Here is a 24733-nt window from a genome sequence, read left to right as displayed (position 1 = left end):
CGTAAGATTTGTTAATTTTTCATATAATTCAAATAAAAAAGCCGGGTCTTTCACCCGGCTTCTCTACTGTACAGTGTCGCAGCTACTGCGTCGTCTACAATTACTCTGTCGGCAGCGGCGCCGGCGAGTCCGACTGCTCACGGAGATAAGCAATCAGGTCTGCGCGGTCTTCCGGTTTACGCAGCCCGGCAAAGCCCATGGACGTGCCGCTGACGAGTTTCTTCGGGGACTCGAGGAAATGGTCCAGCTCTTCATAGGTCCATTCCGGGTTTTCTTCGCCATAAGCCGTCATCGCAGCGGAATAACCGAAACCTTCATGACCACCCGGCTTGCGACCGACGATATCCCAAAGCGCCGGGCCAACCTTGTTGGCACCACCCTGGGAGAAATCGTGGCAAGCCGCACATTTCTTGGCGACCTTTGCACCGTCTTCGGCCGATGCCTCGACGAGGCGTTCGGAGATCGGCGCAACTTCCGGAACCGCGCTCACTTCCGAAGTGCTGTCCTCGGCGGACGCGACAACGATCTCGTAGCCCGGTTTACCGGGGATTGTCGGATGGAAAATGATGTCGGACACAATGCCGACACCCATCACCAAAATAAGAACCCCCAGGATCGCACCTGCGACCTTGTTCAACGTGAACGAATCCATTCTCTCCGGCTCCAAGCTCATACGCGTCCGGGCACGCAGCTCGGCTGCGCGCCCTATCAGCTTTTCGAATTTTGCCGGAACCTACAAATTTTTTGACCTTGCTGTCCATAGCTTTAAAAGGGCATCTGATACGACAAACGGACGCGGCCGGTATTTTTTTGCCCTTCGCCACGTTCATCCGGCCCTTGGGAGACCCTGTTGACTTCAGCACTCGTCATTATTCCGGCGCGCCTCGCCGCGACCCGCCTGCCGCGCAAGCCACTTGCCGATATTTGCGGAAAACCGATGATTGTGCGGGTTTTGGAACAGGCCCAAAACGCTGATATTGGCGCGGTTGCCGTGGCTTGCGACCACCAGGACATCTTTGAGGCCGTTCAGGACCATGGTGGCCGGGCAGTCATGACCCGGGAGGACCATGCGTCCGGTTCCGACCGGATTTTCGAGGCCGCCGGACTGCTGGATCCTGACGGAAACCACGATGTTGTCCTGAATGTGCAGGGCGATGTGCCCCAGATCGAGCCTGCGGCGATTCGCGCAGCCTTCGCGCCGCTGAGCGTTTCAGACGTCGCGGTCGGCACAATCATGACCGAAATCACGGAACCGGCCTTTCGCGACGATCCGAGTTTCGTCAAGGCGGTGACCACCCCGAATGGCCACGGCCACCATCGGGCGCTTTATTTCACGCGGGCGACCGCACCGAGCGGAGACGGGCCGCTTTACCAGCACATTGGCATATATGCCTACCGCCGGGCGGCTTTGGCCCGTTTCGTTGCTCTGCCGCCCTCGCCGCTCGAAATGCGAGAGAAGCTGGAGCAGCTGCGCGCCCTTGAAGCGGGCATGCGGATCGATATTTCGATCATCGACAGCGCTCCGATGGACGTGAACACGCCAGAAGACCTGGAGCGGGCCCGCGCCGCCTATCAAAGCCACTGACCCGAGACAGCAAGCCCCTCCAACCGATGTATACCGCAGGGCGGAAAGACCGATGAACGACAGAAAAAGAATTGTATTTCAAGGCGAAACCGGCGCCAATTCGCATATGGCCTGCCGCAGTGTCTATCCGGATTACGAGGCCATTCCGTGCCCGACATTTGAGGACTGCTTTTCGGCCATGGCCGACGGGTCGGCCGATCTGGCCATGATCCCGATCGAGAATTCGGTCGCCGGCCGGGTCGCCGACATCCATCATCTGCTGCCCAAATCCGACCTGCACATTATCGGCGAATATTTCATGCCGATCCGCTTCCAGCTGATGGCGCCCAAGGGCGCGACAGTGGAGGGACTGACCAAGGTGCAAAGCCACATCCACGCCCTGGGACAGTGCAGAAAAGTCATTCGCGAGCTCAACCTGACCGCAGTCGTCGGCGGCGACACAGCAGGATCGGCCCGTCAGATCGCGGAACTGAATGACCCGACGGTCGCTGCCCTGGCGCCGGAAATGGCCGCGGAAATCTACGGCCTGGATATCTTGCGGCGCGACGTCGAAGACGCTGCTCACAACACGACACGCTTTGTTATTCTCTCGCGCGATAAAATGGAGGCCGCGCATAACGGCCAGCCGGTTATCACCACGTTCATCTTCCGGGTCCGCAACGTTCCGGCCGCGCTTTACAAGGCGCTCGGAGGGTTTGCGACCAATGGGGTCAACATGACAAAGCTGGAATCCTATCAATTGGAAGGCCAGTTTTTCGCGTCCATGTTCTATGCCGATGTAGAGGGCCATCCGGATGATCCGGCTGTCGGCCTCGCGCTTGAGGAACTGGCCTTTTTCTGCGCCGAACTGAACATGCTTGGCGTTTACCGGGCGAGCCCATTCCGGGACAAGATCAGGGAACCGGAAGCCAACCGCGCCCTGCGGCCGAACCCGCATTCCTGACGCCGCACAAACCCACCTGGCAAAACCAGAGGATTTCATGACTGAAACCAGATTTGACGCCCTGTGCATCGGCAATGCCATCTGCGATGTCTTTGCCCATGTCGAGGAGGACTTCCTGCTCCAGGAGAACCTCATCAAGGGCTCCATGCGCCTCATCGAGACCGACGAAGCCGTCCGCCTGTTCGACAAGATGGGCCAGACCGTCCGTGTCTCGGGCGGCAGCGCCGGTAACACGGCGGCGGGCATTGCCTCCTTGGGTGGCCGGCCGGCCTATTTCGGCAAGGTTGCCGAAGATGAGCTCGGCGACAGCTACTATCACGACATGAACGGCACCGGCGTCTATTTCAACACGCCGAGGCTGCGCGAATGGAAGCCCACGGCCCGCTCCATGATCCTGATCACGCCGGACGGCGAGCGCACCATGAACACCTATCTGGGCGCCTGCACCGAGTTCACCCCGGCCGATGTCGACGAGGATGTCGTGGCCGCCGCCGCCGTCACCTATATGGAAGGCTATCTGTGGGATCCGGAAGAGGCCAAGAAGGCCTTTCTGAAGGCCGCAGAAGTCGCCCATCTCAACGAACGCAAGGTGGCGATCACCCTGTCCGATTCCTTCTGTGTCGACCGTTACCGCAGCGAGTTCCAGTCGATGCTGACCGACGGTGTCGTCGATCTCATGTTCGCCAACGAACATGAGCTGCGGGCGCTCTATGAGACCGCCGACCTCGACACGGCGATTGCCGCTGCCCGGGAGACCGGCGCCCTGACCGCGCTGACCCTCGGCAAGGAAGGCGCGATGGTGATCAACGGCGAGGAAACCCACAAGGTGGCCGCACAGGAAGTCGAAAATGTCGTCGACCTGACCGGCGCCGGCGACCTGTTCGCCTCCGGGTTCCTGTTTGGCCTGGCACGGGACTATTCCCTGGCCAACGCCGCCGAACTCGGCTGCCTGTGCGCCGCCAGCGTGATCAGCCATGTCGGCGCCCGTCCGGAACGGCCGCTGAAGAACATCGCGCAGCAAAACGGCTATAAGGTCTGAAGCACAACGGGCGGCCAGATGGCCGCCCGTTTTCGTTTCGCCGGTATTTGCGCGCCTAGGCCGCGGCGACACTCGACAGAAACCGGTCGACTTCCCGGCGTAGTTCCTCCGTCCGCGCGCCGAGTTCGCCGGAGGCCTGCACCACATGTTCAGCTGACGCCGCCGTCTGGTCGACCGCACCAGACAGGTCGGCGATGTTGACGCTGACGATCTCCGTTCCCTGCGCCGCCTGCCGGACGTTGGTCGAGATCGCGCTGGTAGCCGCGCCTTGCTGCGAGACAGCGGTGGCAATCGCCCCGGTATAGGAATTCACCTCGTCCATGGTGCGCGTGATACCCGCAATGGCTTCCACCGACTCTCTGGTCGCCGACTGAATGGCCGTGATCTGGCTGGAGATCTCCTCAGTCGCCCGCGAGGTCTGCGTGGCGAGCTCCTTCACTTCCGCCGCCACGACCGCAAATCCCCGGCCTGCTTCCCCGGCACGGGCCGCCTCGATCGTTGCGTTCAGGGCTAGGAGGTTGGTCTGTTCCGCGATGGCCTGGATCAGCGTTACCACCTCACCGATCTTGGCGGCGGTCTCCGCCAGGCCCGAGACCTTGTCATTGGTCACGCGCGTGCTTTCCGTGGCCCGGCCGACGACTTCGGTGGTCAGCGTCACCTGGGAACTGATCTCCCTGATGGAAGACGCCAGTTCATCCGCCGCCAAGGCAACCGTGCCGACGTTGCCACTGGCCACACCTGACGCTTCCCTGGTTTCATCGGCCTTGTGCGCGCTGTGGCGCGCCGTGTCCGTGAGTGTCCTGGCCGTGTCGTCGAGGCCAAGTGCTGTCTCGCCGACCGAACTCAGAAGGCCCTGAATCGTTTCGCGAAACGCGGCAATCAGACTCTCGATTGTCTGCTGCCTTTCGCGGCGCTGTGCTTCTTCCGCGCGCCGTTCCGCGCGCAGCCGCTCCCGCTCGACGGCGTTTTCCTTGAACACCTGGACAGTGCGCGACATCGCGCCGATTTCGTCGCCGCGCCCAAGGCCGCTGATTGCCACGTCGTTGCTGCCTTCGGCGAGAGCCGCCATCACGTTGGTCAGGGTCTTGATGGGCGTCGTGATGGCGCGGTTCAAAAGCGCGGCGAGAACGACACCTAAGGAAATGGCGATGAGGACGGTGGCCAAGATGATGATCAGCGCCTTCTTGCCCGCGTTCTGCATTTCCAGGCTCTGTTCAGAGGATATTTCGGCAATCTGCTGACCCGCCCTGGCCGCGGCCTGATCGAGCCCCTGTTCCAGCCGCACGAGATCCTGACGCGCACGCACGATGTCTTCGAATGCCTGATCGAACTGCAGCACTGTCTGGAAAATGCTGCCGGTCTGTTCGAGCGTTGCCGCCAATTCCGGCCGGCTGTCCAGGGCCCGCGCCGCGGCCTGGAGACGCGAGACACTAGCCTGGATCGTGCCATCCTTTCTGAGGCCGGCGACGAATTCGAGGGTTTCGGAGCGCGCCGAAGACGCCGAGTTGGCAAGATCGATTGCCATCTGACCGAGCGCCGCCAACTCAATCAGATGGTGCTGCGAGCCTGTCGCCAGGGCCAGCTCGCGGTCCAGCGCCGCCCCGGAGGCCGATTGCAGCGAGATGCCTCCCTGCTCGACCGCCGCCACCAGATCGGCAACTGTCTTCTTCTTGCCCATGCGGTTGAACAGGTTGGTTTCCGCGAGGAGGTCCGGAATAGCCGCAACCAGCGCCTCCGCGTCTCCAGCCACTTTGGACAGGCTCGTGTCCTCGACACCCGCGACCTGTGTCGACCGGATGGCTTTGGCGGCGAGCGTCATATCGGCAAGCGTCCGGTCTATCTCGCTCCGGATGTCGTCCGTAAGGTCTTTTTGCCTGAAACTTGCTCCAAGCCCGAATTTTGGTGCCAGGACGAGCGCCAGCTTGTGCAGTTGTTCGGCCCTGAAGGTCATCTCCCGGGCCGCGGCCTGCCTTTTGGACGCGGCTTTGGCTTCCTCGATTGTTTCCGAACGCACCTTTCGGACGATATTACTGATTTCAATCGTCATTCCGGCCAGGGCATTTCCGGTCGCCGCAAGCGTGTCCAGGCGCCGGGCCTGTTCCTCGGTTTTTGCGACCAGCCGCACAAATACCCGGTCGAACTCCTCAAGCTGCTGTATCGATGCCGACACGCCTTCGCGCAGACCCTCTCCATCTCTTGAAAGACCGGCTATGGCCTGAAGTTGCCGCAGAAGGTCATCGGTATTGCGTTCAACCTGCTCCGCCGCCGCAGGAGAAGGGGTCGTCTGGAAGGCCACCTTGGATTGGTCCAGGGCCTTCAAGAGATCCATGGCCTCCACTGCGGCTCCGCTGATCCGGGACCTGCCGGACAGATCCGAAATGGTGACGGTGGCCGTGGCTCCCACCGCGGCGGCGAGGACGAGAATGGCTGAAAAGCCACCCCAGACCTTGGTGCCGAATTTGACGTTCTGAAATTGCCGAAATATCACGGCTTCACTCCTGGCTACCCTTTGAACGGCTGAATACAAACCACCGTTTTCGGGCAGAACCTGCAGCGAACCACTAAATCAGAAGTAAATATAAGCCGGCACATCCCCGCATTGCAGTTGTGTGACATCGCCGTTTTATTGTCAAAAATACGAATATTTCCCACGCACGTTACGATGCTGCCCCGGCGCTTCTGTCTATTGCGTGAAATTACCAATATCGGAGCGTGCGGGACATATTCGTGAAACGTCACCGCTTTTTAATTCGCCTGCCAACCTTTGAAAAAACTTGCTTCACCACAAAAAAAGAGGGGCAAATCTGCCCCTCTTTCCGCCAGCGTCCTCCGCGGGCTGAATCGTCCACCGACTCAGTCGGCCAGATCCTGAACGCTGATCACGCCGCCATTTTCATCGAGACGGTAGATGATCGGCGTGCCGGTGCCGAGTTCGCGTTTCAGGATTTCTTCCGGGCTGAGGCCTTCCAGTTCCATGATCAGGGACCGCAGCGAATTGCCGTGCGCGGCCACGATGGTGCGCTTGCCGGCCAGCACCTTTGGAAGGATTTCGGCCTTGTAATAGGGCAGGACCCGTTCGGCGGTCATCTTGAGGCTTTCGCCGCCCGGAGGCGGCACATCGAAGGACCGTCTCCAGATATGAACCTGCTCCTCGCCGAACTGCTCGCGTGCCTCGTCCTTGTTCATCCCTGTCAGGTCGCCATAGTCCCGCTCGTTCAGCGCCTGGTCCTTGAAGGTTTCCAGGCCGGTCTGGCCCAGTTCGCCGAGAATGATATCGAGGGTTTTCTGGGCCCGCGACAGAACGGAAGTGAATGCCAGATCGAAGGTCAGCTTCAGGTCCTTGAGCTGCTCGCCCGCCTTGTGGGCTTCCGCGATCCCCTGCTCCGTCAGACCCGGATCCTTCCAGCCGGTGAAAAGGTTTTTCAAATTCCATTCGCTCTGTCCGTGACGGACAAGCACAAGAAGGCGATCCATGCCATTCTCCTCAAGCTAAACACGCAAGGTCATGAAGTCAGGCCGAGAACATCGGCCATCGAATAAAAGCCCGGTTTCTGGTCGAAACCCCACAGCGCGGCCTTGACCGCGCCCCGGGCGAAGAGTTGCCGGTCTTCGGCGCGGTGAGTCAGTTCGATCCGCTCGCCCTCGCCGGCGAAAATGACGGAATGCTCGCCGATGACAGAGCCGCCGCGCAGCGTTGCGAAGCCGATGTCACCGCCCCTGCGCGGGTCCGAGATGCCGTCCCTGGCGCGCACCGAATGCTCTGCCAGATCGACGCCGCGGCCAGCCGCTGCCGCTTCTCCAAGAAGCAGCGCGGTTCCGGAAGGGGCGTCAACCTTGTGTTTGTGGTGCATCTCCAGAACTTCGATATCGAAATCCGCATCCAGCGCTGCCGCGGCCCGGCGGACCAGGTTTGCCAACAGGTTCACGCCGAGGCTCATGTTGCCAGACTTGATGATGCGGGCATGGCGGGCGGCGGCCAACAGAGGTTCGTCCTCTCCGTCGGCCCAGCCGGTCGTGCCGATCACGTGAACGATGCGGGCCTGCGCCGCCAGTTCGGCAAACCAGAGGCTTGCTGCCGGCGCGGTGAAGTCCAGAACACCGTCGGCGCCCGCAAAGGCCGTCAGCGGATCGTCGGTCAGGGGAACGCCCAGCGTGCCGACACCGGCCAGCTCGCCGGCATCCTGTCCGAGCAGTTCCGAGCCTTCGCGTTCAATGGCGGCAACCACACCGGCGCCGGAAGCCTCCGTGACGGCGCGGGTCAAAGCCCTGCCCATTCGGCCACCCGCCCCAACAACAACCAAGCGCATCTGCCCCATCGGCGTCCTCACGTATCTATACCGGAAGGGGGTATATCAGGTTCGCCGGAGGAGGCAAACGCCTCATCATCGCGAAGACACGCGCGGCCGGGCCTGACCAATTACTGTTAAATATTACTATGACAAATCAGGAAAATTCACGAAATTTGACAAGTTAACTCCACATTTTTCTATATTTATTTTCACCAATTCAATTCACCAAAGATAAACCTGGGCCCGCTAGGCTTTGCCATACGATAGGTTATTCTTACAATTGCGACGAAAATTCAGGGTTTCATATAAGCATGATCAACATACAGACAGTCCGGCACAAACAGGTTTATTCAAAGGGGACTGCATGCCTAAAGTTGTGGAGCCGGTCGAACGGAATTGTCTCACGGCACAGCGCCGTGACGGGGCAACAGAGCCACGCATCGATCTTTTTGTCCGCCTCTTGTCGGTGACATGAGCCTGGACTGTTCAGGAGCGCTTCATTGAAAGCCAATTTTTCCATACCATTCAGCCGGCTTGTCATGGCCCTGTTTGCCTTTGGACTGATTGGCACGGCCATTGCGCTGTTCTGGATCACCTATCTTGGCAGCCTGTCGATCGCCGAATATGAAATCGCCCGCAGCGCCAAGTCGAAAGCGACGCTTGCCCGGCTTGTCTTTACGCAGCATCTGGATCAGCTGGAAACGCAGATCCGCACGATTGCGGCCGACCCCAAGATCCGCGAGGCGCTGCAAACCAACGACAAGGCGGCGGCAAAGCAGATCATTGATCGCGCCTCCGAGGGACTGACCAGCGCCGTTCTCGACATCCTGCTGATCGACCATCCGGATGAAAACGGCTGGGTCAATGGCAGCCTCGGGCTGATCGATATCCGGAACCAGCTGCCCACAGGGGTGCGCGCGGCGATGCCGCCGGATATCTGGGTGAATTACGCCAATCATACTCTGGACCCGGTCGAGGTGACCGCGGCGCTGTCGACGCCGGTCCTGGATCCGGAGACAGGCCAGGCGCTCGGAAAGATCTATGGCGGCACGACCGTAACGGACTCCTACACGCTTCCCGGCGTGCTGGCGAAAATCCTCAAGGTCGACGATCTGGCCTTTTACCACGACGACCATGTGGTGGCCGGTCTTGGCGACCTGACCACGGAACCTCTCCCCCCGAAACTCACGACAACTCCTGACGATGTCACTTACGTGCTTCAGGACGACCACCTTTATGTCTATGCGCCGCTGATGCACAGCCTGGACGGTCACATGATGGCGGCAATCGTGAAACAGCCGGTCGACACCTTGCAGAAGGTCGAAGAGACCTACAGCCAGCTGTTCACGCCGTTCCTGCTCTACACAACCATTCTGGCGATAGGCGCCGCGCTTTTGGTCAACCGGATCACAAGTGCCGGCCTTGGTCGATTGCTCGGCTATGCCATGAGCCTGCGGCAGGACAGGCTGGTGGCACCACCGGACCATGGTTTGATCACGGAATTCAACAAGCTTGCCGCGATGTTCCAGGCCGCGTTTGAATCGGTGCGCGCCCGAGATGCCCAGTTCAAGGACATGATCGACGGGTCCCTGCACGGCGTGCTGGTGCATGCCAATCACCGGATCCTCTATGTCAATGACGCGCTGCTTCAGATGCTGGGCTATGAGCCGGGCGATCCGAAACAGCTGGTCGATTCCCCGACCCTTGTCATCTACGCTCCGGAAGAACACAGCCGCCTGCGCAGCTATTACAATCTGCGCGAAAGCGGCGGCGCCCCCCGGGCCTATGAGGTCAAGGGCATTCGCAAGGACGGCGAGACCGTCTGGCTGGAGCAGCATGTGCGGGTGACCGAATGGCGCGGCGAGAACGCCTATTATGCAACCATCACCGATATCAGCGAACGCAAGCGCCAGGAGGAACTGGCCACCAAAAACGCCAATTTCGACATCCTGACCGGGCTGCCGAACCGGCGCCTGCTGATGGACCGGCTCCGCCAGGCCATCCAGCGCAGCAAACATCTGGGCGAATTGACCGCGTTGATGATCCTGGACCTGGACCGGTTCAAAACCGTCAACGACACCTACGGGCCCACCGCGGGCGACCACGTGATCGAGACCATTGCCTCCAGGCTGACCGATACCCTCGGCCCGGACCAGACGGTCGCCCGCATGGGCGGTGACGAATTCGCGATCATCCTGTCAAATCCTGAGGACCGCTGGCAGATCGAGCAGTTTGCCCGCGACATTCTCGCAAGTGTCAGCAAACCCATCGACCTGGACAACGGCATCCAGGTGGTCATGTCCGGGAGCCTCGGCATCACGCTGACACCCAATGACGGCGACGACGACGAAGCCCTGCTGCTGCAGGCCGACACCAGCATGTTCCAGGCGAAGTCCGACAGCGGCTCCAGCTACCGCTTCTTTGCCACCCGCATGAACGAACAGACCGCCCGCACCGGACAGATCGAGATTTCACTGCGCCAGGCCATCGAAAAGGGCGAACTGCATCTGAACTACCAGCCGATCGTCGACTATTCCACCAATCGGGTGGTCAGCTGCGAGAGCCTGGCCCGCTGGACGGATCCGAAGCTGGGCAGCATTCCGCCAACGGAATTCATCAAGATCGCCGAGGAATGCGGGCTTATCATTCCCCTGGGCGAATGGGTGCTGCGCGAAGCCTGCAGCTTCTATCATTCCTGCAATCGCAACGGTCTGAAACTCGACGGGATCAGCGTCAACATCTCGCCGCGCCAATGCCGGGATGCCGGTTTTGTCGACCGGCTGCAAGCGCTCTTGCAGGAAATGGAGATGGACCCGACCCGTCTGCAGCTCGAAATCACCGAAAGCGTGATGTTCGACGACCAGCGCGTCAATCCGGTCGAGATCCTGGAGGCGATCAGCGCCCTCGGCGTGAAGATCTCGCTCGACGATTTCGGCACCGGCTTTTCCTCGCTGAGCTATCTGAAACGGCTTCCAATCGACACGCTCAAGATCGACCGGTCCTTCATCATGGGCCTCGAACGGGACATGGACGGACAGGCGCTGGTGCAGGCAATCATTTCCATGGCCGCCTCGCTCGGCATCGACGTGGTCTGCGAAGGCGCGGAGACCCGCGAGCAATGCGATCTGATCCGGTCCTTCAACTGTTCCCGGATCCAGGGTTATTATTTCGCGCGGCCCATGTCCGGCGTCGATTTTCACGCCTATCTCGGCCGCATGAACGGGATCGATTCCGTCGCGGCCAAGGCCGGGTAGGCGGCTCTCCCCTCAAACAAAAACGGGGACCGTGAGGTCCCCGTTTCGTTTCCTGGATCGCAAGACCGCTTATTCGGCGTCTTCGCGTTCCTTCTTTTCGATTTCCTTGCCGGTCTCCTGGTCGACGACCTTCATGGACAGGCGGACCTTGCCGCGCTCGTCGAAGCCCATCAGCTTGACCCAGACCTTGTCGCCTTCCTTGATCACGTCGGTGACCTTGGCAACTTTCTTCGGAGCCAGCTGGGAGATGTGCACCAGGCCGTCCTTGGCACCGAAGAAGTTCACGAACGCACCGAAATCGACGCATTTCACAACGGTGCCCTCGTAGATCATGCCCACTTCCGGCTCGGCGGCGATGGAGTTGATCCAGTTGATGGCGGCCTTGATGGCCTTGCCGTCGGCAGAGGCGATCTTGACGGTGCCGTCGTCCTCGATGTTGACCTTGGCGCCGGTCTTTTCCACGATTTCGCGAATGACCTTGCCGCCGGAGCCGATGACTTCACGGATCTTGTCGACCGGGATCTTCATCACTTCGATGCGCGGTGCGTGCTCGCCGAGCTCGGAACGCGCCTCGGTGATGGCCTTGGACATTTCACCCAGGATGTGGATGCGGCCGTCCTTGGCCTGGCCCAGAGCGACCTTCATGATCTCTTCGGTGATACCGTCGATCTTGATGTCCATCTGCAGCGCGGTGATGCCGTTCTCGGAACCTGCCACCTTGAAGTCCATGTCGCCGAGGTGATCTTCGTCGCCGAGAATGTCGGAAAGAACCGCGAACCGGTCGCCGTCCTTGATCAGACCCATGGCGATACCGGCCACCGGAGACTTCAGCGGAACGCCCGCATCCATCAGCGCCAGCGAAGTGCCGCAAACGGTCGCCATGGAGGACGAGCCGTTGGATTCGGTGATTTCGGAAACGACGCGGACGGTGTACGGGAACTCGTGATGCGCCGGCATCATCGGGTTGATCGCACGCCAGGCCAGCTTGCCGTGGCCGATTTCGCGGCGTCCCGGGGAGCCCATGCGGCCAGTTTCACCAACCGAGTAGGGCGGGAAATTGTAGTGCAGCATGAAGTGCGCCTTGATGGTGCCTTCAAGCAGGTCGACGAACTGCTCGTCTTCGCCGGTGCCGAGGGTGGAAACCACCAGACCCTGGGTTTCACCGCGGGTGAACAGCGAGGAACCGTGTGCGCGCGGCAGGATGCCGACTTCGGACGTGATCGCACGGACGGTCGACAGATCGCGGCCATCGATGCGCGAACCGGTGTCCAGGATGTTGCCACGGACGATTTCCGCTTCCAGCTTCTTGAACTGCTCGCCGAGCACGTTGCTTGCAACCGCTTCGCCTTCGGCGGCGTTGGTGATCAGGGCCTCGACGACCTTCGCCTTGGCGGCGTCGACAGCGTTCTTGCGCTCGGTCTTGGAGGTGATCTTGTAGGCTTCGGCGACTTCGCCGGCAACCATGTCCTTGATCTTGGCAAAGAGAGCGGAGTGATCCGGCAGGACCAGCTCGCGCGGTTCCTTGGCGGCGGTCTCCGCCAGCTTGATGATCGCGTCGATCACCGGCTGGAAACCCTTGTGGCCGAACATCACCGCGCCGAGCATGGTGTCTTCGTCCAGTTCCTTGGCTTCCGATTCCACCATCAGGACGGCGTCGGAGGTGCCTGCGACAACCAGATCCAGAGAGGATTCCGGCATGTCGTCAACCAGCGGGTTGAGCACGTATTCACCGTTGATGTAACCGACACGGGCGCCGCCGATCGGGCCCATGAACGGTATGCCGGAGAGCGTCAGGGCCGCGGAAGAGGCCACCATCGCCAGGATGTCCGGCGCGTTTTCCAGGTCGTGCGACAGAACAGTGATCACCACCTGGGTGTCGTTCTTGTAACCGTCGGCGAACAGCGGGCGGATCGGACGGTCGATCAGGCGCGAGGTCAGCGTCTCGTGTTCAGACGGACGGCCTTCACGCTTGAAGAAGCCCCCCGGAATCTTACCGGCGGCATAGGCCTTTTCCTGGTAGTTCACGGTGAGCGGGAAGAAATCCTGGCCGGGTTTCGGCTCCTTGGCGGACACAACGGTCGCCAGAACTTTGGTCTCGCCATAGGTCGCCATCACGGCGCCGTCGGCCTGACGGGCAACCTTGCCCGTTTCGAGTACGAGCGGGCGTCCGCCCCACTCGACTTCTACACGATGAATGTCGAACATCATCTGTCCTTACAGCTTCACCTGCTCCGGCTGTTTTCGGTACAGCACGGCTGACAGGCACGTTCCCGGTCGGCCCCGGATGGGCCGGTTACCGGCGGACAGGTCACGGGCAAGACGACGAGCTGCTTTCAACGCGGTCCGCGGAAAGGAGCCGGCAATCCTGCCCCATGACATGTCACGAGGTCTCTATAGAGCGTTTGCCATCAAATGGAAACGCTCCAAATGGGAATTACGCGGCGAAACCGGTGTTCGGTTTCAGGAAGCGCGCCTCCATAAGAAAAACGCGGCGGGCATGCCGCCCACCGCGTTTTAAGATAGTGCGACCTTAGCGGCGAATGCCAAGACGCTCGATGAGCGACTTGTAACGGTCTTCGCTCTTGCCGCGCGTGTAGTCCAGAAGGGACCGGCGCTGCGCAACCATCTTCAGGAGACCGCGGCGGGAGTGGTTGTCCTTGCCATGGCCCTTGAAATGTTCGGTCAGGTTGTTGATGCGCTCGGTCAGGATCGCGATCTGGACTTCCGGAGAACCGGTGTCGCCTTCTTTGGTCGCGTATTCCTTGATGAGCTCAGCCTTGCGCTCTGCAGTAATCGACATCGCTCTTTCCTTTCAAAGAGTGGAGGTCCGTTGACCGGACGCGTTGAACTGCCCGAAGGCCTGATCCGGATGTCCCCAGAGCCGAGATGTCGTTCAGCAAAGGATCTTTCCGGACGAATTGGACATCAGTGCCCAATGGCGGCGGTATATGGCAGAAAACATAAGGAAAATCCAGAGATTTCTTATGCTTTCGCGGCATACCCGATTCTCAAAGATGAAACACCCGGCTCGGCTGGAACCGGCCCTTGTCAATTGAACCGATGGCGACGGGCACATCGGCGTGGCTGGCAAAAGCGACGTCCGTGTTCAGCGGTGCATCGCGGCCCCGGAGCAGCACGGCCATGCCCTTGCGGATCTTTGCCGCATCGTCGAGCGTGACCGGCACTTCGACCAGCGCGTCCATGGCATCGCGGACGGGCAGAATAAACTCGGCAACAAGCGCCTCGACGCCCTCGCCCTCCTCAAGCGCGTCAGCAGCCTCGACCAGCTCATCGAAGGCGATCAGGTCCTCCTCGCCGAACGGACCGACCAGCAGGCGGCGCAGCTCGGTGACATGGCCGCAAGTGCCGAGGCGGCGGCCGAGATCGCGGGCAAGCGCACGCACATAGGTGCCCTTGCCGCATTCGGCCTCGAAAACGGCGCGGTTTTCGTCCGGGCACTCGACCAGGTCCAGCCGGTGCACGTCAATGGGACGGGCTTCCAGCTCGACCTCCTCGCCATCGCGGGCAAGATCATAGGCCCGCTCGCCGGCAACCTTGATGGCGGAGAATTTCGGCGGCACCTGCAGGATGGTGCCGACAAATTCTCCGAGCACTTTGGAGATCGCCGCCGCATCCGGACGCACGTCCGAGCTCGCAATCACTTCGCCCTCGGTGTCGTCGGTGTTGGTTTCCGCGCCCCAGGTCACCTCGAAACGATAGACCTTGCGGCCGTCCATGACGAAGGGAACGGTCTTGGTGGCTTCGCCGAAAGCGACCGGCAGCAGGCCGGAGGCACGCGGGTCAAGCGTGCCGGCATGGCCTACCTTCTGCGGCGAAAAGATCCGCTTGATCTTGCCGAGCGCCTCGTTGGAGGTGATGCCGTACGGCTTGTCGAGCACCAGCCAGCCGTTGATAGGGTTCTTCTTGCGTTTGACCTGCTTCTGCCGTGCCATGTCGGGTCCGTATCAATCCTTGGAAGGGTGGTCATCAGGAAGCGGTGTATTCACCAACCCTTCGTCATTGCCGGACTTGATCCGGCAATCCATGCCGTTTCCCAACCTCAAGCAAAGCTTGTCGCGTGGAAACCCCACGGCATGGGTCCCATGGTCAAGCCATGGGATGACGTCGGAAATCTGACGGCGCACCGCAGGTGAAGCCTATTCCTCTTCGTCCGCCGCCAGGTCCCGGGCAACGTCCGGGGAATGCAGCAGCGTGCCGATGCGGTCATCGTCGTCGAAGCGGGTGTCGAGCACGAAGCGGAGGTCCGGCATGTATTTCATGGTCAGCCGGCGGGAGACCTGGCCGCGCAGATACTTGGCGCTGCGGTTGAGCGCCTTCTCCACCTTCTCGGCGTCCTTGCCGCCAAGCGGCATCACCAGGCAGGTCGCCAGGCGCAGGTCCGGCGTCATGCGCACTTCCGGTATGGTGATGATGACCCCGTCCAGGTCCGGATCGGAAAACCGGCCGCGGGTCAGGATATCGGACAGCTCCTTGCGCACCGTCTCGCCGACCTTGAGCTGACGCTGCGACGGGCCACGGCTGTCCTGTCCGTGTTGTCTTGCCATTGTTGTTGTCCTTGCATCTCTGGCGCGGCTTGCCGTCTCAAGAAACATGTTGTCATTGCCGGACTTGATCCGGCAATCCATGCCGTTGTCTCGCCTGAAGCACAAACGGAGGCGTTCAGGAAAGTCGGCCTGGCTGCCATGGGCAAGCCATGGCGGGACGGAGGAACCAGTGACCAGATACAATGTCAGCGGCTTAACAGATTAAGCCGCTGACATCCGTTTCAAGTTAATGTCTGACGTCAATCAGAGCGTACGCGCGATCTGCTCGACGCGGAAACACTCGATGACGTCGCCCGGACGCATGTCCTGGTACTTGACGAAGTTCATGCCGCATTCCTGACCGGATTCGACGCTCTTGACCTCGTCCTTGAAGCGCTTGAGCGTGCCCAGCTCGCCTTCGTGAATGACCACGTCGTCGCGGATGAGGCGAACATTGGCTCCGCGTTCCACAACACCCTCGGTGACCAGACAGCCCGCAACCTTGCCGACTTTGGAAATGTGGAAGATTTCCTTGATCTCCGCATTTCCGAGGAAGGTCTCGCGGCGTTCCGGCGACAGCAGGCCGGACATGGCCGACTTGATATCGTCGACGAGGTCGTAGATCACGTTGTAGTAGCGGATCTCGATGCCATCGCGGGCAGCTGCTTCACGGGCCTGCTTGTTGGCACGCACGTTGAAGCCGAGGATCGGCGCATTGGAGGCCGACGCCAGCGTGATGTCGCTTTCGGTGATGCCACCGACACCTGACAGCAGGATGCGTGCGCCGACTTCCTCGTTGCCGAGTTCGTTGAGCGCGTGGGCGATGGCTTCCGCCGAGCCCTGCACGTCCGCTTTCAGAACCAGCGGGAATTCCTTCCGGCCGGTCTTCTGCGCGCTCATCATCATCTGCTCGAGCGAACCTCGGGCTGCCGAAGCAACAACCGAGGCCTTTTCGCGGATCTGACGCTGACGATAGTCGGTAATCTCGCGGGCGCGGGCCTCGTTCTCGACCACGGCGACCATGTCACCGGCTGCCGGCGTGCCCTGGAAGCCCAGAACCTCGACCGGCTTGGACGGACCGGCTTCCTTCACCTGTTCGCCATTCTCGTCGAGCATGGCGCGGACACGGCCCCATTCGGAACCGGCCACCAGGATGTCGCCCGGCTTGAGCGTACCCTTCTGCACCAGAACGGTGGCAACCGGGCCGCGGCCGCGGTCGAGCTGCGCTTCGATGACAACGCCTTCCGCCGTGCGGTCCGGGTTCGCCTGAAGCTCCAGCACTTCGGACTGCAGCAGGATCATTTCCAGCAGCTTGTCCAGGTTGGTGCCGTTCAGGGCCGAGACTTCGACATCGATGATGTCGCCGCCCATGGATTCAACAACGAGTTCTTCGCTGAGCAGCTCCGTGCGGACCCGGTTCGGGTCGGCGCCCGGCTTGTCGATCTTGTTGATCGCGACGATGATCGGCGCCTCGGCGGCCTTGGCATGCGCAATCGCTTCCTTGGTCTGCGGCATGACGCCGTCATCGGCGGCCACGACAAGGATGACGATATCGGTCGACTTGGCACCGCGGGCACGCATCTGCGAGAAGGCGGCGTGGCCCGGCGTATCGATGAAGGTGATCTTCTGACCATCCTGATCGACCTGGTAGGCGCCGATATGCTGGGTGATGCCGCCGGCTTCGCCGGTGACCACCTTGGATTTGCGGATCGCGTCGAGCAGCGAGGTCTTGCCGTGGTCGACGTGGCCCATGATGGTCACGACCGGCGGCCGCGCCTTCAGGGTGCCTGCCTCGTCTTCCGTCGCGAACAGCCCCTCTTCGACGTCCGCTTCGGAAACGCGCTTGACCGTGTGGCCCATTTCCTCGGCGATCAGCTCGGCCGTATCGGCGTCGATGACGTCGTTGATCTTGAGCATCTGGCCCTGCTTCATCAGCAGCTTGATCACGTCGACGGCGCGTTCTGCCATGCGGTTGGCGAGTTCCTGGATGGTGATCGCTTCCGGCAGAGTGACTTCGCGGGAAATCTTCTCGCGCACCACCTGCTGCTGGCCGCGCTTGGCCTTTTCCTGGCGCCGGCGCATGGAGGCGAGCGAACGTGCCCGCTGGCCGTCGTCGCCGCCAGTGGCTGCCGAAATCGTCAGCTTGGAACGGCGGCGGTCGTCACCCGCACGCGGACGCGTGGTCGGTGCCGGTGCCTGCTTCGGCCGCTTGACCGCGCGCAGGCCGCCCTTGTTGCGGTCGTCCTCGGAGCCTGCTTCGCGAGCCTCCGGCTTCGGACGGGCCGCTGCGGCCGGTTCCTTGCGCTTGCCCATACTGTCCAGGCTCGGCGGCTTGCCGCCGTCGGCATGGGCCGGCTTGCGCAGAGCAGGTTTGCGGGCTGACGGGCTTGCCGCTGCCTCGGCCGCAGGAGCTGCCTCGGCCGCTTCCGGCTTGGCTTCCTCGGTCGGGGCCGCCTTGGCCTGTTCCGCAGCCGCCTTGGCTTCCTCGGCTTCGCGCACGGCGCGTTCCTCGGCCTCGGCCTTGGCGCGTGCCTCTTCTTCGGCCTGACGCTGCACAGCCTCGGCGGCGCGGCGCTTCTCGTCTTCCTCGCGGCGCTTGCGGTCTTCCTCGTCACGCACCTTGGCCATCTGAAGGGCGGCTGCGCGCGCGGCGGCCTCTTCCTTGGTCAGGGTCCTGAGCACGTTGCCATTGCCTTTCTGACGCTGGCCGGACGCGGAACGGCGTGCCTGCTTGGCCGCCATGGGATCCGCCTGTTGCGGCTTGCGCGGGGCTTCGGACGGCCGGTCAAGTCGCTGCGTGGTCGGTGCCGGTGCTTCAGGCTTGCCTTCTTGCCCCGGGGTTACGACACGGCGCCTTTTCTTTTCCACGACGACGTTCTTTGACCGGCCATGCGAAAACGACTGCCGAACAGTTCCCTGATCGCCACCGCCGCGCTTGAGGCCAAGCGTCTTGCCACGCTCAACGCTGATTGTCTTGTCGCCTGGATTTTTCGTATCGCTCATATTGCCTTCAGTCCTGCGCAACCGCCTTCTCAGGCGTTGCCTTTGTCGCTGCGTGCTTCTTCGGAAGACCCGCGAAAATCCTCAAGGTCACGTACCCGCGCCAGAAAATTTTCGCTCGCCTGCCCCGCAAGCAGTGCAGCATGTATCACATTTGACCGGCCCAATGCCAAATCCAATTGGTCCGAATCGAACAAACGGACGATTTGGCATCCGTTTGCGAGTTCCTCACGGCTCGCAGCCACCGCCCCGAGCCTTCTCATTCCGTCCTCGGCAGCGTCCGAGGCATGGATCAGTCCTGCGACGGGATCCCGCCGCAAGGCCGCTTCAACCTTGGCGTAACCGGTGACCAGCTCGCCGGCCTTGCGCGTCATGGACAGCGCCTGCAGCGCTGAGCGTTCCATGAGCGCATCGACCCGCTCCGCCAGTCCGGGCTCGACCCCGGCTTCCGTCTTGAAGCCTCTGCCGAACACCTTCTTCCGGTCCTTCTCGGCGACAGCCACGACATCTTTCGCGGCGGTCACCCAGACACCGCGTCCGGGAAGCACCCGCTTCAGATCCGGAACCACTTGCCCCTCGGGGTCTAGCACGAACCGGATCAGCGAGCTGACGGGTTGAACCTCCCGGGTAACGGCACATTGCCGTTCGGTCGGCTCGTTCTTCCTGGGCACGCTGCCACTCCTTTGAACCAGCCAGCGGTCTCACGGGATCCGCAAGGCGGCCGCGATGCTGGTCAAATCTGCCTGCCGGTGCCGGCTGATCCGCATCTTTCGAAGTCGGACGGCACCCGAGGCTTTCACCTGTTCTTATCCGTTCAGGATCGCGCCGCCTGCCGGGGCGTCCGCCTCGGCGACGTCGACGACCTCGTCGATTTCCTGTTCTTCCTCAGCCTGGGCCGCAAGTTCTTCCTCGGTGACCCAGCCCGCCGCAAGGCGCGCCGCCATGACGACGTTCTCCGCTTCGGCCCGGGACATGTCGAAGCCGGACAAGGCACCGTCGAACCGCTTGGTCTCGCCGTCCTTGCGCTCGGTCCAGCCGATCAGGTCGTCTGCCGCGCAGCCCGCCAGATCTTCCATGGACTTGATACCGTCCTTGCCGAGGGCAACCAGCATAGCCGTTGTCAGGCCATCAATCGAGCGCAGGTCGTCCGAAACGCCAAGTTCGATGCGTTCCTCGTCGAGCTTGGCTTCCAGCTCGGCCAGGAAATCACGTGCGCGTGCCTGGATCTCGACGGCGGTGTCGTCGTCGAAGCCCTCGATCATGGCGATTTCCTCAAGCTCGACATAGGCGACTTCCTCGACGGAGGTGAAGCCTTCGGTCGCCAGCAGCTGGCCGACCATCTCGTCGACGTTGAGCGCTTCCATGAAGAGCTGCGAACGGTCCTGGAATTCCTTCTGGCGGCGTTCGCTTTCTTCCTGCTCGGTCATGATGTCGATGGCCCAGCCGGTCAGCTGGGACGCCAGACGCACGTTCTGGCCACGGCGGCCAATCGCCAGGGACAGCTGGTCATCCGGAACGACAACTTCAATCCGCTCGGCATCCTCATCGAGAACAACCTTGGCGACTTCCGCCGGCTGCAATGCGTTGACGATGAAGGTCGCGGCTTCTTCGTTCCACGGAATGATGTCGATCTTCTCGCCCTGCAGCTCGCCGACAACCGCCTGAACGCGGCTGCCGCGCATGCCGACACAGGCACCGACCGGGTCAATGGAGCTGTCCTTGGAAATCACGGCGATCTTCGCGCGTGAGCCCGGATCGCGGGCAACGGACTTGATTTCGATGACGCCGTCGTAGATTTCCGGCACTTCCTGGGCAAAGAGCTTGGCCATGAATTGCGGATGGGTGCGCGACAGGAAGATCTGCGGACCGCGCTGCTCTCGGCGCACGTCATAAATGAAGGCGCGGATGCGGTCGCCGGTGCGGAAGATTTCACGCGGGATCAGTTCGTCGCGGCGCACGATGCCCTCACCGCGGCCGAGGTCGACAATCACGTTGCCGTATTCGGCACGCTTGACGACACCGTTGATGACGTCGCCGACACGGTCCTTGAATTCTTCATACTGGCGATCGCGCTCGGCTTCGCGCACCTTCTGCACGATCACCTGCTTTGCAGACTGGGCGGCAATGCGGCCGAAATCGAGCGGCGGCAGCGGCTCTGCGATGAAATCGCCGAGATTGGCTTCCGGGTTGCGGGCCTGAGCGTCGGCAAGGGCAATCTCGGTGGAGATGTTCTCGACCGTCTCGACCACCTGCAGAAGACGCTGAAGGCGGATGTCGCCGGTCTTCGGATTGATTTCGGCGCGGACTTCCGTCTCCGTACCATAGCGGGAGCGGGCCGCCTTCTGGATCGCGTCTTCCATTGCGTTGATGACGATCATCCGGTCAATGGATTTTTCCCGTGCGACCGCGTCAGCGATTTGCAGCAGTTCCAGCCGGTTTGCGCTGATTGCCATATTCCACTCCTCTTGCGCCAAAGTTCAGTCGAGTTCGTCTGTGGCGCGTTTCTTCTCGTTGCCGCTAAGCCGTGTGCCTAGTTGGGCTTGTTGTCCTGTGACAGCTCGTTCGATGTCTCGCGGGCGGCCAAAGCCGCCTTTTCCGCCTGAAGAGCTGCCGTAATCAAGTCGTCCGTGAGCACCAGCCTGGCTTCGCCGATATCTTCCAGCGGCAGGCCAACGGTGTCGTCGCCTTCCTTGACGTCGGGCAGGCGGAGCTTCGCAACGCCGTCCTCCGCGCCAAGCAGGGTTCCCCGGAACCGCTTGCGGCCGTCCAGCATGACGGCCATCTCGACCTTCAGCTCATGGCCGGACCAGCGATTGAAATCGCCGGCGCGCACCAGCGGGCGGTCGATCCCGGGTGATGAAACTTCCAGATGATAGGCCCGGTTGATCGGATCCTCAACGTCAAGCGCCGGGGAGACCGCTCGGGAAATGGTTTCACAGTCCTCGACGGTCATCGTGCCGTCGGGACGTTCGGCCATGATCTGCAGCGTGCAGCCGTTTGCCGCGCTGATCTTGGTGCGCACCAGGCGGTAGCCGAGGTCCTCGATGACCGGCTCCACAATCGCGGCAACACGGGCATCCAGCCCCTGCTCCGTTACAATTCTCGGTTCGTGTGCGCTCACACTTGGCTCCTGTTCAAGCCGTTGCCGGCTCTTGAGCATCAGATGTGCCTGATCAACGATTTACATAGGGCAATCCTGCTCGCGGTCGTCTGTCTCCGGCCAGTAGCTAAACAAAAAAGAGCGGGTCCCCGGCGGGCCCACTCTCAACTGCTCAGATAAGCCGTATGAGGTGAAACACCGGCTGTATAACGCCAAAGCGGCCGAAAAGGCAAGTCCCCGGGCCGATTTCCCGAAAAAGAAATCAGCGCCGCCCCGAAGGCGGCGTGAAACCGGTGGTTACAGGCGCAAAAAGGTCAGGTAGCGGCCAACACGCCCCTCGCGTATCGCCTTGGCCTCGTAACGCGTGCCCGGCCAGCCGTCCCAGGGCGTCTTCCAGTCGCTTGCGGTTTCCGCGGTCCAGGCGAAAGCAGCGTGATCGCGGCAGTGGCGCAATGTCCAGTCGACATAGGTGTCTATGTCGCTGGCAAAGCGGAACTCGCAGCCCGGCTTGAGCGCGCGGGCATAGCGGTCGAGATTCTGTTCGTTGATGAAACGGCGCTTCCAGTGGCGCTTCTTGGGCCAGGGGTCCGGATAGAGCTGATAGGCGAGATCGAGGCTCGCCTCCGGCAACCAGTCGAGCACGTTGATCGCGTCGTCGTCATAAAGGCGGACGTTCTTCATCCCCTCACCGACGACGGCCGTCACCGCCTTGGCCATGCTACCGACAAATGGCTCGATGCCGATGAAACCGATATCCGGGTTGGTTCTTGCCCGGTGCAGGAGATGCTCTCCGCCGCCGAAACCGACTTCCAGGCAGACGGATTTCACCTCGGCTTCGAACAGGTCCCTCAGGTCCGCGGGCGCGGGCGCGTTCAGGTCCAGCCCCAAGCGCGGCAGTTCGGTTTCCATCAGCGCCTCTCGGCGCGGGCTGAGCGGCTTGCCCTTGCGGCGGCCGTAAAAGGAACCTTCGTAACGGTCGGTCATCTAGAGCATTTCCACTCAATCTAGGTTCATTTGACCGGTGCGTTGCGTTTGCTAACGAGGCGGGTTGCGCGCGGTGGTGTGGTTCCACCACAAGCGCAAGCCAACGTGGTCAGCGGACGCAAGAGCCCGGCCCTCCGGGTGACGCAAAGCAGTCCATCGGCAGCGTTACGCCGCTTGACCGATGCACCGCTACTTCAAACCAAAAGATCGCCGGCGCTGAACCGGCGATCTGTATTTTCCTAAAGGGTCAGCGGTGTTGCGCGCTTATCCCGCAAGCGGGCGCAGCTCGTCAACCAGGTCGACCTTTTCCCAGGAGAAGCCGCCATCGGCCTCCGGCTCCCGGCCAAAATGGCCGTAGGCCGCCGTGCGCTCATAGATCGGGTTGTTGAGCTTCAGGTGCTCGCGAATGCCACGCGGGCTCAGCCCCATGACGTCGCGCAGAGCCTTTTCCAGCTTCGCCTCATCGCAACGGCCCGTGCCGTGCAGATCGACATAGACCGACAGCGGCTCGGAGACGCCGATGGCGTAGGACAGCTGAATGGTGCAGCGATCGGCCAGATCGGCAGCGACGACATTCTTGGCCAGATAGCGCGCGGCATAGGCGGCGGAACGGTCGACCTTGGTCGGATCCTTGCCGGAGAAGGCGCCGCCGCCATGCGGTGCAGCACCGCCATAGGTGTCGACGATGATCTTGCGGCCGGTCAGGCCGGCATCGCCGTCCGGACCGCCGATGACAAAGGCACCGGTCGGATTGACATGCCAGACGGTCTCGTCGGTGATCCAGCCTTCCGGCAGGGACGCCTTGATGTAGGGATCGACGATCTTGCGGACATCTTCGGAGGTCAGCGACGGATCCAGGTGCTGGGTCGACAGCACGATCGAGGTGGCCGCAACCGGCTTGCCGTTTTCATAGCGCACGGTGACCTGGCTCTTGGCGTCCGGGCCGAGCACCGGCTCCTTGCCGGATTTGCGGGCTTCGGCGAGCGTGCGCAGGATCTTGTGCGAATAAAGGATCGGCGCCGGCATCAGTTCTTCAGTTTCGCGGCAGGCGTAACCGAACATGATGCCCTGGTCGCCCGCGCCTTCGTCCTTGTTGCCGCCGGCGTCCACGCCCTGGGCAATATGGGCGGACTGGGCATGCAGGTGCACCGCGATGTCGCAGTTTTCCCAATGGAAGCCATCCTGCTCATAGCCGATGTCCTTGACGGCCATGCGCGCCAGATGGGCGAGATATTCGTTGGTGATGGTCGAGGGGCCGCGGGTTTCGCCAGCGATCACGATGCGGTTGGTGGTGGCCAGCGTTTCACAGGCAACACGCGCTTCCGGCATCTCGCGAAGATAGGCGTCAACCACGGCATCGGAAATGCGGTCGCAGACTTTGTCCGGGTGTCCTTCGGACACGGATTCGGAGGTAAACAGATAATTCTGACGTGCCATTGGCGATCGTCCTTCTGGGAATGAATATGACAGAAGCGGCGATGACATCGCCGCTTCTGGTGCATCAATCTTAGAAGTTTTTCGCCACGTCAAGCGTGACATGCATTTTTATCAGTCGTCGCCGGCCAGCGAGCGGACCAGATCGACGATCCGGCGCCGTACTTTTGGGTCCTCGATCCGGACGAAGGCCTTGTTCAGGGACAGGCCCTCCGACGAGGACAGGAAGTCAACGACGTAGGAAGTGGGCTGGGTTTCGCCGAATCCTTCGGCCTCCTCCGGGGTACCGGGCGCGTCTTCGAAGAAGAAGGACACCGGCACTTTCAAGACAGTGGCGATGTGCTGCAGCCGGCTGGCACCGATCCGGTTGGTGCCTTTTTCATATTTCTGAATTTGCTGGAAAGTGATGCCAAGAGCTTCGCCGAGCTTTTCCTGACTCATGCCAAGCATCATGCGCCGCAGCCGCACGCGGCTGCCGACGTGAATGTCGATTGGATTCGGAGACTTCTTACTGGGCATCTGTGTCGCTCTTTCTTTATTGTGGCGGTGAAAGTCCGCTCG

Annotated in this window: 19 protein-coding genes; 4 read left to right on the top strand and 15 right to left on the bottom strand. The window is 61.5% G+C overall.

Annotated elements, in window-relative coordinates:
* Positions 1–100 precede the first annotated feature (100 nt).
* A complete protein-coding gene (locus tag M0H32_RS14325; RefSeq protein WP_248155118.1) occupies positions 101–652 on the bottom strand; it encodes a c-type cytochrome in 552 nt (183 codons plus the stop codon).
* Between the two features lie 198 nt (positions 653–850).
* Here M0H32_RS14325 and M0H32_RS14320 point away from each other — a divergent pair, with 198 nt between their 5' ends.
* From M0H32_RS14320 to M0H32_RS14310, 3 genes are read left to right on the top strand one after another with little or no spacing between them, the layout of a single operon-like run.
* Positions 851–1585: a 3-deoxy-manno-octulosonate cytidylyltransferase gene (locus tag M0H32_RS14320; RefSeq protein ID WP_248155116.1), complete on the top strand. Its 735-nt coding sequence runs from the start codon at positions 851–853 to the stop codon at positions 1583–1585.
* Between the two features lie 52 nt (positions 1586–1637).
* Positions 1638–2528 carry a prephenate dehydratase gene (locus M0H32_RS14315; RefSeq protein ID WP_248155114.1) on the top strand — a complete coding sequence of 297 codons (891 nt, stop codon included), beginning with the start codon at positions 1638–1640 and terminating at the stop codon, positions 2526–2528.
* A gap of 37 nt (positions 2529–2565) precedes the next feature.
* Positions 2566–3567: an adenosine kinase gene (locus M0H32_RS14310; protein WP_248155112.1), complete on the top strand. Its 1002-nt coding sequence runs from the start codon at positions 2566–2568 to the stop codon at positions 3565–3567.
* 55 nt (positions 3568–3622) lie between these two features.
* Here M0H32_RS14310 and M0H32_RS29640 read toward each other — a convergent pair whose 3' ends face one another.
* From M0H32_RS29640 to dapB, 3 genes are all read right to left on the bottom strand, one after another.
* A complete protein-coding gene (locus M0H32_RS29640; protein WP_248155110.1) occupies positions 3623–6055 on the bottom strand; it encodes a methyl-accepting chemotaxis protein in 2433 nt (810 codons plus the stop codon).
* Positions 6056–6420: 365 nt separating this feature from the next.
* Positions 6421–7041, bottom strand: coding sequence for a 2,3-bisphosphoglycerate-dependent phosphoglycerate mutase (locus M0H32_RS14300; RefSeq protein ID WP_248155108.1), 621 nt, complete (start codon positions 7039–7041; stop codon positions 6421–6423).
* Positions 7042–7070: 29 nt separating this feature from the next.
* Positions 7071–7874, bottom strand: coding sequence for a 4-hydroxy-tetrahydrodipicolinate reductase (dapB, locus tag M0H32_RS14295; protein ID WP_248155376.1), 804 nt, complete (start codon positions 7872–7874; stop codon positions 7071–7073).
* Between the two features lie 482 nt (positions 7875–8356).
* Here dapB and M0H32_RS14290 point away from each other — a divergent pair, with 482 nt between their 5' ends.
* A complete protein-coding gene (locus M0H32_RS14290; RefSeq protein ID WP_248155106.1) occupies positions 8357–11110 on the top strand; it encodes an EAL domain-containing protein in 2754 nt (917 codons plus the stop codon).
* Positions 11111–11179: 69 nt separating this feature from the next.
* On the opposite strand, the gene pnp is transcribed toward M0H32_RS14290, so the two are convergent.
* The 11 genes from pnp to M0H32_RS14235 form a co-directional block, all read right to left on the bottom strand.
* Positions 11180–13315 (bottom strand): polyribonucleotide nucleotidyltransferase, encoded by a 2136-nt coding sequence (gene pnp, locus M0H32_RS14285; protein ID WP_248155104.1) that lies wholly within the window; start codon positions 13313–13315, stop codon positions 11180–11182.
* 325 nt (positions 13316–13640) lie between these two features.
* Positions 13641–13910, bottom strand: a complete 270-nt coding sequence (gene rpsO / locus M0H32_RS14280; RefSeq protein ID WP_248155102.1) for a 30S ribosomal protein S15 — start codon at positions 13908–13910, stop codon at positions 13641–13643.
* Between the two features lie 208 nt (positions 13911–14118).
* Positions 14119–15063, bottom strand: coding sequence for a tRNA pseudouridine(55) synthase TruB (gene truB / locus M0H32_RS14275; protein ID WP_248155100.1), 945 nt, complete (start codon positions 15061–15063; stop codon positions 14119–14121).
* 204 nt (positions 15064–15267) lie between these two features.
* A complete protein-coding gene (gene rbfA, locus M0H32_RS14270; RefSeq protein WP_248155098.1) occupies positions 15268–15675 on the bottom strand; it encodes a 30S ribosome-binding factor RbfA in 408 nt (135 codons plus the stop codon).
* A 243-nt stretch (positions 15676–15918) separates the two neighbouring features.
* Positions 15919–18657, bottom strand: a complete 2739-nt coding sequence (gene infB / locus M0H32_RS14265) for a translation initiation factor IF-2 (protein WP_248155097.1) — start codon at positions 18655–18657, stop codon at positions 15919–15921.
* A 29-nt stretch (positions 18658–18686) separates the two neighbouring features.
* Positions 18687–19325: an RNA-binding protein gene (locus M0H32_RS14260; RefSeq protein WP_248155095.1), complete on the bottom strand. Its 639-nt coding sequence runs from the start codon at positions 19323–19325 to the stop codon at positions 18687–18689.
* 135 nt (positions 19326–19460) lie between these two features.
* A complete protein-coding gene (gene nusA, locus M0H32_RS14255) occupies positions 19461–21107 on the bottom strand; it encodes a transcription termination factor NusA (protein ID WP_248155093.1) in 1647 nt (548 codons plus the stop codon).
* Positions 21108–21184: 77 nt separating this feature from the next.
* Positions 21185–21775 (bottom strand): ribosome maturation factor RimP, encoded by a 591-nt coding sequence (gene rimP / locus M0H32_RS14250; RefSeq protein WP_248155091.1) that lies wholly within the window; start codon positions 21773–21775, stop codon positions 21185–21187.
* A gap of 276 nt (positions 21776–22051) precedes the next feature.
* Positions 22052–22738 (bottom strand): tRNA (guanine(46)-N(7))-methyltransferase TrmB, encoded by a 687-nt coding sequence (trmB, locus tag M0H32_RS14245; protein WP_248155089.1) that lies wholly within the window; start codon positions 22736–22738, stop codon positions 22052–22054.
* 264 nt (positions 22739–23002) lie between these two features.
* Positions 23003–24175 carry a methionine adenosyltransferase gene (metK, locus tag M0H32_RS14240; protein ID WP_248155087.1) on the bottom strand — a complete coding sequence of 391 codons (1173 nt, stop codon included), beginning with the start codon at positions 24173–24175 and terminating at the stop codon, positions 23003–23005.
* A gap of 111 nt (positions 24176–24286) precedes the next feature.
* Entirely contained in the window at positions 24287–24691 is a 405-nt protein-coding gene (locus M0H32_RS14235) for a helix-turn-helix domain-containing protein (RefSeq protein ID WP_248155085.1), read from the bottom strand.
* Between the last annotated feature and the right edge of the window lie 42 nt (positions 24692–24733).

It is taken from the genome of Roseibium sediminicola (genome assembly GCF_023156505.1).
Classification (GTDB): Bacteria; Pseudomonadota; Alphaproteobacteria; order Rhizobiales; family Stappiaceae; genus Roseibium; species Roseibium sediminicola.
This window is presented reverse-complemented; position numbering and strand designations above follow the sequence as displayed.

Coding starts and splice junctions, on each gene's coding strand:
- trmB (WP_248155089.1), bottom strand. CDS start 22,738: ATGACCGACCGTTACGAAGGTTCCTTTTACGGCCGCCGCAAGGGCAAG.
- dapB (WP_248155376.1), bottom strand. CDS start 7,874: ATGCGCTTGGTTGTTGTTGGGGCGGGTGGCCGAATGGGCAGGGCTTTG.
- truB (WP_248155100.1), bottom strand. CDS start 15,063: ATGGCACGGCAGAAGCAGGTCAAACGCAAGAAGAACCCTATCAACGGC.
- M0H32_RS14300 (WP_248155108.1), bottom strand. CDS start 7,041: ATGGATCGCCTTCTTGTGCTTGTCCGTCACGGACAGAGCGAATGGAAT.
- M0H32_RS14310 (WP_248155112.1), top strand. CDS start 2,566: ATGACTGAAACCAGATTTGACGCCCTGTGCATCGGCAATGCCATCTGC.
- rpsO (WP_248155102.1), bottom strand. CDS start 13,910: ATGTCGATTACTGCAGAGCGCAAGGCTGAGCTCATCAAGGAATACGCG.
- infB (WP_248155097.1), bottom strand. CDS start 18,657: ATGAGCGATACGAAAAATCCAGGCGACAAGACAATCAGCGTTGAGCGT.
- metK (WP_248155087.1), bottom strand. CDS start 24,175: ATGGCACGTCAGAATTATCTGTTTACCTCCGAATCCGTGTCCGAAGGA.
- rbfA (WP_248155098.1), bottom strand. CDS start 15,675: ATGGCAAGACAACACGGACAGGACAGCCGTGGCCCGTCGCAGCGTCAG.
- M0H32_RS14235 (WP_248155085.1), bottom strand. CDS start 24,691: ATGCCCAGTAAGAAGTCTCCGAATCCAATCGACATTCACGTCGGCAGC.
- pnp (WP_248155104.1), bottom strand. CDS start 13,315: ATGTTCGACATTCATCGTGTAGAAGTCGAGTGGGGCGGACGCCCGCTC.
- nusA (WP_248155093.1), bottom strand. CDS start 21,107: ATGGCAATCAGCGCAAACCGGCTGGAACTGCTGCAAATCGCTGACGCG.
- M0H32_RS14315 (WP_248155114.1), top strand. CDS start 1,638: ATGAACGACAGAAAAAGAATTGTATTTCAAGGCGAAACCGGCGCCAAT.
- M0H32_RS14325 (WP_248155118.1), bottom strand. CDS start 652: ATGGATTCGTTCACGTTGAACAAGGTCGCAGGTGCGATCCTGGGGGTT.